This window comes from Ruminococcus sp., from assembly GCF_016283395.1.
Genome location: NZ_JAEEMU010000037.1, coordinates 167,892 through 180,104 on the forward strand (window position 1 = coordinate 167,892; position 12,213 = coordinate 180,104).

The window sequence follows — 12,213 nt, forward strand, 5'->3', positions numbered from 1 at the left end:
GTCAATTGTCTGAATCAAGGTTTCTTATTAATTTAAATTTTCTTTTTGATATTGTTAGCACACCTGTTCGTTTTAACCTTGTAATTTCACGTTGGAGCGCACTTCGATTTACACAAAGATAATCGGATAAAGCGGTTGTAGAGAATGGGATCTGAGGAATTTTTCCTTTTGGAGTTTTTTCTTCTATTATACTGAGACAGCTTATAAGTTTATCTTCTATAGTTCGTTGACTGAGGACTTCTATTCTTTCGTTGAGCGAGATAGCCTTTTCTGACATAAGCTCCAAAAGATTTTCAACTACCCTTGAATGACATTGGCAGGCATTTTCACATCTTTTTGTAATTTCCGATCTTCTTACAAACATTACTTCACATTCTGTTTCTGCAATTATTTCAACGCTGCTTCGCTGAGAGGCTGTAAAAGTAAAGTATACTCCAAAGATATTTTGTTCTTCGAGAGATTCCATTATTGATCTTACGCCGTTTATATCATATCTGACCATAACTGCTGTACCGTTAAGCACTATACCTAGTTTATCTGGATTATCCGAATAATCCATGATTCTTCCGCCGGGTTTGAATTTTTTAATCTCGGCGTTGAAGCAGTCTATCATACGGCGACAGTCTTCGCGTTCTATGCCTTTAAACAATATGTTATTTTCGGGTAACATAAAAAACTCCTTTCTGTTGCATTTGCAACAGATTTTTCTTTTACTTTATGATACAATATATTCAGACAAAAGTCAACACTATTCTAATGGAGGTCATTACAATGAAGGTAAATGTTATAGGTGAACAGCTTTCACAGGACGAGATCAACGCATATATTGATTATGGCAAAAAGAAGTACAGTGACAGAGAAATTCTTGGAATGACTGTAAAGACAGACGGTGAATACGTAGATCTCCAGTATGATTTTGCAAAGGATATCCCTTTTGACAGAATAAGAAGGATAACAGGATATCTTGTAGGTACTCTTGATCGTTTCAATGACGGAAAACGTGCTGAGGAGCATGACAGAGTAAAGCATTCTGTATAAATATCTGTTGATTCGGTACAAAACCGTTCACAGAATTATAATAAAAACACGGAGGTAATAATCATGAAAAAATACGTATGTCCAATTTGCGGTTACGTTCACGAAGGAGATGCACCACCTGAAAAATGTCCTCAGTGCGGCGTTCCAGGTTCAAAATTCATTGAAAAGGAAGCAGGAGAAAAGCTTGTTTTTGCTTGCGAGCATGAACTTGGAGTTGCAAAGGCTGTAACTGATACTGAAATAATCGAAGGACTCCGTTCCAACTTCAACGGCGAATGTACAGAAGTTGGTATGTATCTTGCAATGGCAAGAGTAGCATATAGAGAAGGCTATGCAGAGATAGGTGCATATTGGGAAAAGGCTGCTTACGAAGAGGCAGAGCACGCTGCAAAGTTTGCTGAGCTTCTTGGCGAGGTTCTCTCTTCTTCAACAAAAGAAAACCTTGAAAAGAGAGTTGCTGCCGAGCATGGAGCTACAGAAGGTAAGCTCAAGCTTGCTAAGAGAGCAAAAGAGCTTAATCTCGATGCTATACATGATACAGTACATGAAATGGCAAAAGACGAAGCTCGCCACGGCAAGGCTTTTGAAGGACTTCTCAAGAGATATTTTGGCTAATATTTATATTTTAGTTAATATTTAAAGAAAGACGTAGCATATGCTGCGTCTTTTTTTCGTAATAGACAACTATGTTTTTGATTATATTATTCGATCGGGATAATTGGCAGATCTATCGGCTCATCATTATATGTACGAGTGGTAGCAGACTCAGTAGGGGAATCAGTTGACTGGGTTAAAGCTGATTCAACATTTGAATTGTCGTTATCAACAGTTGTGCTTTCAGTCAAACTATCAGTTATCTTTGCTGTAGTGACTAATGCACTGTCTGTTGTTTTTTCTGTTATTGTGGTTTCGGTCTTAATTTCGATATTTGTAGTAGTTAGTGTTGCAGCAATATTGTTTTCGATTGCAGCAGTTGTTACAGTTGATGTATGTGTGGTGGTATCAGCTACATAGTCTGATGTTGAACCACCGCTGTCTTTACAGCTTGTCAGCAGAAGTGCTAACATTATTATTGCAAATATTGATTTTTTCATATTTATTCTCCGATCTTCATGATGAAATTATTATATCACTTCATTGCGGATAATGCAAGTGAGAGTAAACGAAAATCACTTTTTTTAAAATTGTAAAATTTATGCAAAAAATATTTCTTTTAAGTGTAATTGATTTTATTTTCGAATAAATTGAAAAAAAGTCAATTTTTGTATTGACAATTATAATTGACTGTGATATAATGTGGATTACTGAAAGTTGTTATTCACTAATAATACACTTCCTGTATATTGTTAAAGGTCCGAAAATTTATTAAAAAACGTAATATAATAACAAAACATATAACGCATCCTCGTCCCTTTTTCATTTAGACTTTTAATGCAAGTGTGGTAAATGATCGCTTTTTACCGCAATAATTGTGTTATTTGTATTGTTATTACGTTTATTAGCAGCAAACTGCTTTTAATAAGACATTTTTTATAAAATCGGGAGGACCTAATAATGAGAAAACACTGTGGTTGGAAAAAAACAGCAGCATTCTTGATGTCTGCGGCTCTTGTAACAGGTGCAATGCCTGTAAATGCTGGAGGTTTGTTTAACGGAAACAGCGCGATCGTTGCTAATGCAGCATCAGAATCAAAGAAACCTGAAGTTGGCACACTTTTTAAGGTTGGCGATACCATTGCGATAACAGGGGAGACCTGGTTCGTAGTTGATGATGACTTGAATTCAGGCGATTCAAGAGCAAAAGTTGAAAGTGATATTGCAATAACAGGATATGAAAGTTCTGATACGGACAATCAGTATATCTGGAAAACAGGCGATGTTGAGTTATATACACTTCACAAAGGATTTTATGTAACTCGTGAGGATTCTTATGTTGATCCTGAGGGCTTTTATATAACAAGCGGTAGCGGTACTTATGAGGATCCTTTTATTATAGGACTTAAAGCACCTAAATTCAGCGGAAAGAATATTACTCTTGATTCTGATATCGGTATGAATTTCATTGTAAATCCTGTCAGCGATGCAAATATTGATGATCTTAAAGTTAAGTTTTCTGGCGATTGCGATGAGACAGGACTTCAGCAGCTTGAACTCAAGACCATAAACGGAATAGAAGTTTACTGCGCAACCGCAAATGTTGCCACAAATAAAATGGACAGAGTAATTACTGCTGATCTTTATTATGGTGACAGTGAAACACCGATCGATACTCTTTCTTTTTCTGTAAATGAGTATCTTGATACTGTTGATACATCATCAAGTCCGAAGCTTAAAGCACTTGTTGAGGCAACAAGACAGTACGGAAAAGTTTCCACAGCTTATTTTGGAAACGGCGAGTTGCCTAAGGTAAACGACCACAAGAATGATATTGTTAATGCAGCTTATAAATTTGGTGACTATACTATATACAAGTTCAAGCCGGGATTTGAGTCAAGTGACGCTATAATCTCACTTGTTCTGAATTCAAAGATCTCTGTTCGTCTGTATACAGCTAAATATGAGCAGTCAGGTCACGATGTTGCTGCATACGATATATGGACATTCGATGAAAACAATAAGCTTCAAATTTCACCATTTGAAGAGATCTATGCATTTGACGGTGCAAACGGTAAGAAATGCTTTGAAGTTCCAAATATTAAACCTACACAGCTTGGCACTACATTCAATGTAAATTATCAGGGTACTGATTACTTATTCACACCTTTGGCATGGGCATATCGTGTTTTGAGCCATGAAGCTGCTCCTGAAAAGGACGTTGCACTGGCAAATGCACTTTATGAGTATTATATTGCCGCAACTGACTATGTTGGCTAAGGAAAGGAGAATAATATGAACATGAATGTTAAAGAAGAATACATCTCACCTGAGATAGAAGTCGTAGAATTTGATAACGAGGACGTTATCACTACAAGCAATCGTGAAACAGTTGGATATTGATAATGATTTCTGACGGTTGAGTCATTTTAAAGCAACAGGCAGTCCATTGGACTGCCTGTTTTCATATGTTAACAAAGGCGAACGCTTTGAAACGTCCGCCTTTGTTTCTATTAACTTTCTTTTTGTTCATCAGGTAATTTGGAAGAATTTAATGTTTCTTTCAGGAGCTCTTCAAACTTTGCATAGTCGAAAGAGAAATTCTCGGCACCACAGGGCTCCCAGTCACCATTAAAGTATATATAAGAACAAAGTGAAACAGCATCATTATCACCTATAAAATAACCGTCACGTATCATATATTTGGCAGGTATTCCCGTATAATTTTTTTCTGTTTCATATATCCTGTATATCGTATAGCCGTTTTTGGCGTATCTGTCGGGCCCCCAATTGTAATCCTTGAGTTCAAGCATCGGTTCAAATACATTTGCTACGAAGTCATCAAGTGCATTATTGTCATGAGTGATACATGAAGCAACAGAGGAGTATGTATAATCTGGCAGCTCGTAATCAATAATTACGTGTGGTGTAGGTGCGAGCCAATCATCATAATATTTATGAGGATCACCAAGATTTTGTTCATTCGGGTTAGTTGGTTCTGTCAGTTCAGCTTTGGTGGTCGTTTCAACTTCTTGTTTTTCATTGCTGGTAGGTTTGACCTGCTGTTGTTTATCGTTATTGTCAGGTTTATCCTCTTTTTGAGTAGTTGGCTGTACGCTTTCGGAATTGTTCTTATCCTTTTTGTCGGTGTCCTTCTTATTTTCTGGCGTTTTTTCGCTCTGTTTGTTATTGATTAGTTCGTCAAGCTTATGTTCAAATTCCGAGAGATCAAGTGTATAATACATACAGCCTGCAGGTGACCAGCCATATACAGAATCAAGCACATAATCAAGCCTTTCAACATCTCCAAGGCTGCTTATGCTGAAGCTGACGCTTCTGAGTTTGGTATCTCCTGATTTGTAGGATACATCAATATGGTATTTCTTTGTAGAGTTGGTGTTTTCGGAAGGATCATTATCATATGATATGGTCATTGACGGGAGATCGTTATATATGAAATTTGCAAGCAGTGCATCGTTCTTGTCATCGGTAGAAATTATAGCTTCTTTTTTAGCGTCATATATGCTGATATTTAGTTTAACATCGGGATAATCATATTTACTCATGATGCATCGGATATTACTCGAGAAGCCGGGACTATCGCAGAGATAGGTCGTACCGTTCTTAATATAGTAAGTATTTTCATCAATTATCCCAATAGTTCCAACGCCTTCATTTACAAATGAGAGATCATAGAAACGGTCAGCTTCTGCTTTTTCCACAAGCCAGCCGTAACTCTTCATGCAGAGCCTGAGAAGCGTTTGCTGTATAGGTGTCAGCTCAACTGGAGCACTTGTACCTTCAACTACCTTGTAACCGGATACATCATCATCGAAATCAACACTATAATCTATAAGCTCATTTTCTGTGATCTCGCTTTCTATGATCTCGGCAATGCCGTTTATAAGTGTAAAACTATCACATTCATAAAATGTCTTTTCCCATTTGCTATTGTCATTACAAACAGAATACTCGATTATATTATCATCGCATATCTGGAGATAGTAAATATCATATGCCAATACCAATCTTTGTGTGAGCGGCGAATATGCGCCTCCATTTTCCTCATGAAGAAATCTGCTGTAATTATCAGCGACTTTCCAGCCTTTCTGAGAATTAAGAAACTCAGTTATCTTCTCACGCATTGATTCAGTGATTTCAAGAGATGGTAAAAGCATATTATATGGACTGTTCAGTATTCCTTCAAATGGAGAGTCACATATTATTTTATCTGATAGAGTACTCGTTTCGTACTCGTTAAGATCATTCTCTTCGTTTGTTACAGTAGGCTTCAAGGAATTGTTTTTGTGCAGAAGTACACTTGTAGCACCTATACCGGTTACCAGCACAGCACTTGCAGCAATAGTACTTATTATACGTAACGTGCGGTGTGAAGTTTCAATTCGCTCTGTACCGTTAACAACTTCTGTATATTCTTCTTCATTATTTTTTTGTTTTGTAGCAGAAAAGATGTTTTTGAATTTGGATTGCTGTAATTTCTTTTCTTCTTCATATTGAGCTATACGGCGGTGTACGTTCTCAATCATTTCTTCATGCTTCAACATAATCAAAACCCTCCGTTTCAAGTTGTGATTTAAGTGATTTACGAGCACGATATAAGGTGGATTCCAGACTGCGAAGACTTTTTTTCATTATCTTTGCAGCTTCTTTATTGCTGAACCCCTCAAAATAAATGAGCCATAACACCTGTTGATATTTCGGGTGTAGTTTTCGCATTGCCTTATGTATCGCTATCTGCTGTTCTTTTCTGAGATAAGCTTCTTCAACAGAAGCCTCATCATCTGTCATTTCAAGTGTATCATCAATAGAAATACAGGTCTTTTTTGCGTATTTGCGAATATGGTCTATCGCCATATTCCTGCCAATTGCATAGAGCCATGTTTTGAAGGAGCTTTTTTCTTTGTACTTAGGCTTCTTTGTGCCGAGCAGTACAAAAGTGTCCTCAGTAAGCTCTTCGGCTGTCTGAACGTTTCCGACTATGCTTGTCAGGTACAGTATCAGGCCGTCGCTGTATTCTATTATGATCTCATCTAATCCGTGTAAATCACCTTCGTCAAGAAAACGGCGGTAGCTACTTGCACCGTTATCCATAGACCTGCTCCTTTCTGAAAGATCTTTTTCCTGAACCTTCACTTATTAGACGATAAGAGAAGAAAAAACTACGCGCTTTTTTAAGATTATTTTTATTGCATTTGTTTTAGAGGTATATATCTTCATGTGTTTTCACATTATATCATTTTGAAATGTACATGTCAAGCGTTTAAACGGGGGAGTGTTATATTTCTTTGACTTTTCAAAAAAATAAAGGAACTGTTATGAAAACAGTTCCTTTAAAAGGCATTTTATACTATTTTATCGTCTTTATTCTTGTTCTTGCGAGATATAAAAATCAAAAATCCGCCTGCAATTACCATTACAAAAGCAGAAGCAGCAGCGGCTGCTGTGCCAACAGAATTATTACCTGTATTAGGAAGATCTCCGTTATTCTGTGAATTTGCTGTTGTGGTATTTGATGTTGTAGAAGAAGATGATGTTGTTGTTGTCGAAGTTGATGTAGATGAAGAGCTTGTTGTTGAAGTCGCAGTTGTAGTAGTTGTGGTTGCAGATGTGGTAGTTAAAGTAGTAGATGTAGTTGTTGTTACTGAAGGTTCAGTCTCGCTCTTCTTGCCGTAGAATTCGTTAAAGAGGGAGCTGAGCTTGCTGAAGTTGTATACCTCGGAATAATCCTTTGTACCGTCATCGTTTACTTTTACGATGTCATAATCAGGCTTGATACCGTTATCAATAGAATTACCGTCCTTGTCAACAAATTTCTGACCTATTGAAAGAGCATATAATAATCCGTCAGGTGTAACGAAACAATTTGTTGCACAAGTTCCACCTCCGCTTGTTTCGCCCACAAGCATAATTCCGTTTTCTTTTGCAAGTGAAGGCATAAGATTAGCGCATGAGAATGAGAAATTAGATGTTATTATACCGAAATTAAGGTCAAACTTTACAGCCTTATCTTTTTCGTCATATACTTTATCCAGATTTTTATCAACTGAATATTTAATATTCCCAGTCACATTCCCAGAACCAGAAGATATATTATAATTATCAAGATCGCATATAAGTCCCATCATATAATCCAATATATCTGAAGAATCGCCGCGATTTGCGCCGAGATCAATAACGAAGTTCTTTATTGCAGGATCTTCATTTGCCTTAGTAACACAGTTATAGAATTGAGATACGAGATCCTGCGGCATTTCATCATTTTTAAAATAATATGATTTCCACTTATCTGAATCAACGTAAAAGTCTAAGAATGAGAAAAAAGCAGTATCTCCTTTTACGGCATAAGCTGCGTAGCGACCTAAATCTTCATAAGTATCAGCTGTTTCTAGCATTTCATTTCTTGCAGCAAATGCAGATTGACCGCTGTAAAGTTTGTACGCCTCTATTGCTTTATAATAATTAGCATCTTCTGGTGAGCCTATTAACGATAGTTTTTCATTAACTTTGTCAGCAAAATCCGATTCAGTAGCTATCATTGTATCATAAAAAACAGTATGTCCGCCGTCCCAGAAGTAGTCATTAAGAAGATCATAACCTGCACAGTATTCATATACATCTTCGGAAAGGAGCATTTCTTTTATCTTTTTGGTACCTTCACTTGCAGTTGAGAGCATTGTGTCAAAATTTGTCTCAGCAAGAAGATCGTTGTATACAAATCTTCCGGGAAAACCATAGTTTTGATCAAAATTAAAGCATATCTCGTTGTAGTTGAACTCCACCAGATCTTTTGGTCGTCCGTTTTTGTATTTTTCAGTGAATGAATCTATATGTTCCTGATTTGAAATCATATTTGTTCTTGAGTAGGGGGAAAGAATTCCGTAAAAGAAATACAGGTTATCATCAATTAAATCACCCTGCATAACAGTAATATCGTAGAGATCACATAACGTTGCAGCAGGATACCATACCTCATTCTCATCTCCGCGTATATCTATGTTATATTCAGATAAATCGCAAGTGTAACTTACTGGTTCTGATGTCTGAGAAGTGCCTTTGACAAATGTATAGATATCTGAAGTATCGTTTTCAATGAATTCTTTAGGGTAATAAAATTGTAAAACATCATCTGTTGAAATGGTATCCTTATTAATGTCTATTGTTCCCGTTGTGCCAATAGGAACTTTGACTTCGTATGTACTATCGTTATTGTTTGTTATTTTTAGATCCTGACCTAACCAGCAGTTATAATAATCAGAGAGCTTGATGTAAGTAATATTTGGCATATCGTTATAATAACGACACTCAATGTCTTTTAAATTCTCATCTTAATACATATGCACTGTGATCTTTCCTGTTTTGTAATCTGTGGAATCTGCTGCAAATGCGTTCATAGCTGTAAATGCACCGGAACTCATCAGTGTAGAGAGAGCGAATATTCCTGCGATTGTTTTTTACTGTTCATGACAATTCTCCTCGATAATTTTTTAACAGGCTCATGCCAAAAACAAAGCTTACATAAAATGCTCTAATGTCTATTTGCTTTATATCTCGCATTATTATAACATATTTTATAGTAGAAAGTCGATAGTTTAACATATTCTACTTAAAATTTCAACAAAAAGGGGGATAGTTCAGAAAAAAGCCGCCTGTTTTACAAAACGATCCGAAAAACGTAATGTACGCAAAACAGGCAGCTATATTATTTATTGGGTGACAGAATCAATAACAAGTTTTTCAGCTGCATCAGGCATCAATGGTCTGCCCCATACAAATCCCTGAATGAAGTCACAGCCGATTTCTTTAAGAGTATCGACTTGTTCAGCTTCTTCTACACCTTCTGCTATAACATCAAAGCCCATGATGTGACCAATAGATATGATAGCAGAAACATACTGTCTTGAAGATTCACTTGTATTCATTTTGTCAATGAAAGATTTGTCAACTTTCAGAAGATGTGCGGGGAAGCGGTTAAGGTAACTGAGTGAGGAGTAACCTGTACCAAAATCATCAATTGCTATCTGGACCCCCATAGCTTTAAGTTCATCAATGTATTGCAGTGCCTTATCAACAGAGTCAATCATAATTGACTCTGTTATTTCTATTTCAAGATTTTTAGCGGGAACACCGCTGCTTTGCAGTACATTCCGTATCTCATCAAGGAAGTCGTTTTTCATCAGATGACGTACAGATACATTGACGCTCAGTATTATATCTGCTCCCGTCTTTCTAAGCAGTTCACCGAAGAACATAGCTGCTTTACGAAATACCATTCCATCGACTTTATCGACAAGTCCGACTTTTTCTGATACAGGTATGAATTCTCCAGGGCTGATATTAGTTCCGTCAGCGTCCTTCATTCTGGCAAGTGCTTCAAAACCGCGGAGCTTATGATCCATATCAAACTGTGGCTGAAGATTGAAGTATATCGTTTCTTTTTCAAGGGCAGCTCTTATCTTGCCTTCAACTTCTATTGTATGCTCTATTTTCAGAAGATCAGGTGTAAAACGCAGGATATGATTGCTGCTGTTGGTACGCTTTACTTCATGCATTGCTGCATCTGCATAGGAGAATACACTGTCTCTGGTTTCGGCATCAACAGGGAATTCGGCATATCCAAAGCTTGCAGTGATATACAAGTCACAGTTATCAACTGTCAGACGGTTTTGCAGCACAGCTTCATATTGTTTGATCGTATTGATAATATCCTTATCTGTCTGATAATCACGGATTATCAAACCAAATTCATCACCACTTAAACGTGTTATAAAATCTTGTGTACCTGTGATACCTGTGTCGGCAATAGTTTTCCAGCGTGATGCGATCTCACAAAGTACAGCATTGCCTGTTTCAAATCCCATTGTATTATTGATACCTTTGAAGCCATTGATATCTATTGAAACGAGAGTAAACTTATCGCCGCGTTCTACCAGAGCTGACAATAGTCTCGAGCAGGCAAATCTGTTCGGAAGCTTTGTAAGCTGATCAGTTACAGCCTGATCACTTAGCTCCTTTTGGTATGCATCAACTTGTTTGTTGTTGAAATAGATGATAGTTATTGCTATAATAGCCAGAAGATTACTGAATACACCCGGAAGACTTGCGATGTTGTGATGAAAAATGATACCTGAAAGAACCAGTGGAAGCTGAATTATAAGTAATCCTAAGGCTGTATAATAGCCTTTCTTTTGAAAGTAAAATGTCATGAATATAACACATATCTCGGAAAGTGCGGAAAAAATGCCTGCGAAAGAGTAGAATGGTATCGATGCACCGAAGATATTGACAACAGAATTTGAAGTCGCCATAGCACGTATAATGAATGCGGCAATTATATATAATAATAAAAGTATAATATAAACACTGATCGGAGCGTTTTTTCGTGATGAAAGCCTGCTTAGTGTTTTTTCTATATTTTTTTGGCTCTCCTGATTTCTTTTCATACCTTCCAATCCTTTCAAAAAACAATATATTCTTTTCTATTTCTTTTTATCTTGAATTAAAGTCATATAAAATCAAAGTGCATGAATGAGTCAAAGCAGTTGTCGCCGATATAGCTATTTAAGATGAAATATTATTATAATATCTTCTAATTAAAGAGACTATTTGATCTATATACAAATTGTAACATTTTTGTAAGAATACTTCAATAATTATTTGTTAACAGGTTACTTTTTACGCAAAATTCGGTGCGTTGAACAATTAGCAGAGGAAATAGTTGTGCAAAATGCAGCATAAATTCTGGATACATATTGTGGTAATTGATATTGAGTATACGATCTGTAATTCTGCAAAAGAAAAACTGTTATAAATAACAAGTCGAACTGTTCAGCATTGAATTTTGGAAAAGATTTTCAAGAGTATCTTCTGCTGTATTATGTTTTTACAAAGTGCTTTCTGTAACTGAAAAAATATGCTGAAATAGTAAAATTATATCTTTCCGAATTCTTTTAGAATATTTTTAAACTTGCGGTATAAATAAGATTGAATCTGCAAAAAATCCACTAAATATTTATAATATCCACCGCACGAATAAAGTCACATGGTATGACCAATCGGATTGTTTAATTAATATCACAAAAAATGATAACTTAAATTAATTACAGCAAATATTGACTTGTATTTAATTACTAAATAGAATATTCTAAAAGTGAAATATATAGAGCATTTGCTTATAAGGGGTTTATTTAGTCGCTAATAGGTTTATAAAACAGTGTTTAACCAAAGGAGTGATTGGATTGAAAACGAAAACATTCAAAAAGATCATCAGCGGAACCGTATCCGCGATGATGATCGCAACAAGTATACCATTTTCTTCAACTGCCGCAAATGGGAATATTGACTTAGGCAGTGTCACAAACAACAATGTTGGCGGTGGCTTCGGAGACTGGGGCGGTTTCGGCGGCAACGGCGGTGGAATGAACTGGGGAGGCTTCGGCGGCGACAATGGAGGCGGCATGGACTGGAGCGGATTTGCAGGCGGCTTCAACGGCGGCGGTGCTCAGATCGGCGGTGATGCAGGCAACGGCGGAAACGCTAAGTCAGGTCTCAATGCTGAGATCA

The 12,213-nt window shown here is 36.7% G+C and carries 10 protein-coding genes; 4 read left to right on the forward strand and 6 right to left on the reverse strand.

The window, feature by feature from the left end:
- Position 1: 1 nt before the first annotated feature.
- On the reverse strand, positions 2–670 hold the full coding sequence (locus tag QZZ41_RS06530; protein ID WP_295069650.1) for a Crp/Fnr family transcriptional regulator: 669 nt from the start codon (positions 668–670) through the stop codon (positions 2–4).
- 101 nt (positions 671–771) lie between these two features.
- Between QZZ41_RS06530 and nrdD the strand changes: the two genes are divergently transcribed.
- Together nrdD and QZZ41_RS06540 are read left to right on the forward strand one after the other, a co-directional pair.
- Positions 772–1,038, forward strand: coding sequence for an anaerobic ribonucleoside-triphosphate reductase (gene nrdD / locus QZZ41_RS06535; RefSeq protein ID WP_074713897.1), 267 nt, complete (start codon positions 772–774; stop codon positions 1,036–1,038).
- 63 nt (positions 1,039–1,101) lie between these two features.
- Positions 1,102–1,653, forward strand: coding sequence for an NADH peroxidase (locus tag QZZ41_RS06540; RefSeq protein WP_295069653.1), 552 nt, complete (start codon positions 1,102–1,104; stop codon positions 1,651–1,653).
- A gap of 86 nt (positions 1,654–1,739) precedes the next feature.
- On the opposite strand, the gene QZZ41_RS06545 is transcribed toward QZZ41_RS06540, so the two are convergent.
- Positions 1,740–2,132, reverse strand: a complete 393-nt coding sequence (locus tag QZZ41_RS06545) for a hypothetical protein (protein WP_295069655.1) — start codon at positions 2,130–2,132, stop codon at positions 1,740–1,742.
- Positions 2,133–2,592: 460 nt separating this feature from the next.
- Between QZZ41_RS06545 and QZZ41_RS06550 the strand changes: the two genes are divergently transcribed.
- Complete coding sequence (locus QZZ41_RS06550; protein ID WP_295069657.1) at positions 2,593–3,912, forward strand: hypothetical protein; 1,320 nt, start codon at positions 2,593–2,595, stop codon at positions 3,910–3,912.
- A gap of 233 nt (positions 3,913–4,145) precedes the next feature.
- On the opposite strand, the gene QZZ41_RS06555 is transcribed toward QZZ41_RS06550, so the two are convergent.
- The 4 genes from QZZ41_RS06555 to QZZ41_RS06570 all read right to left on the reverse strand — a co-directional run bounded on the left by QZZ41_RS06555 (position 4,146) and on the right by QZZ41_RS06570 (position 11,093).
- Positions 4,146–6,197, reverse strand: coding sequence for a hypothetical protein (locus QZZ41_RS06555; protein WP_295069659.1), 2,052 nt, complete (start codon positions 6,195–6,197; stop codon positions 4,146–4,148).
- Complete coding sequence (locus QZZ41_RS06560) at positions 6,184–6,744, reverse strand: RNA polymerase sigma factor (protein WP_295069660.1); 561 nt, start codon at positions 6,742–6,744, stop codon at positions 6,184–6,186. Before QZZ41_RS06560 ends, QZZ41_RS06555 begins: the two co-directional genes overlap by 14 nt.
- A 251-nt stretch (positions 6,745–6,995) precedes the next feature.
- Entirely contained in the window at positions 6,996–8,936 is a 1,941-nt protein-coding gene (locus QZZ41_RS06565; RefSeq protein ID WP_295069661.1) for a S41 family peptidase, read from the reverse strand.
- A 420-nt stretch (positions 8,937–9,356) separates the two neighbouring features.
- Positions 9,357–11,093, reverse strand: a complete 1,737-nt coding sequence (locus QZZ41_RS06570; protein WP_295069663.1) for a bifunctional diguanylate cyclase/phosphodiesterase — start codon at positions 11,091–11,093, stop codon at positions 9,357–9,359.
- 795 nt (positions 11,094–11,888) lie between these two features.
- On the opposite strand from QZZ41_RS06570, the gene QZZ41_RS06575 reads away from it, so the two are divergent.
- Positions 11,889–12,213 (forward strand): hypothetical protein (locus QZZ41_RS06575; RefSeq protein WP_295069664.1); only part of this gene is annotated, 325 nt, incomplete at its 3' end.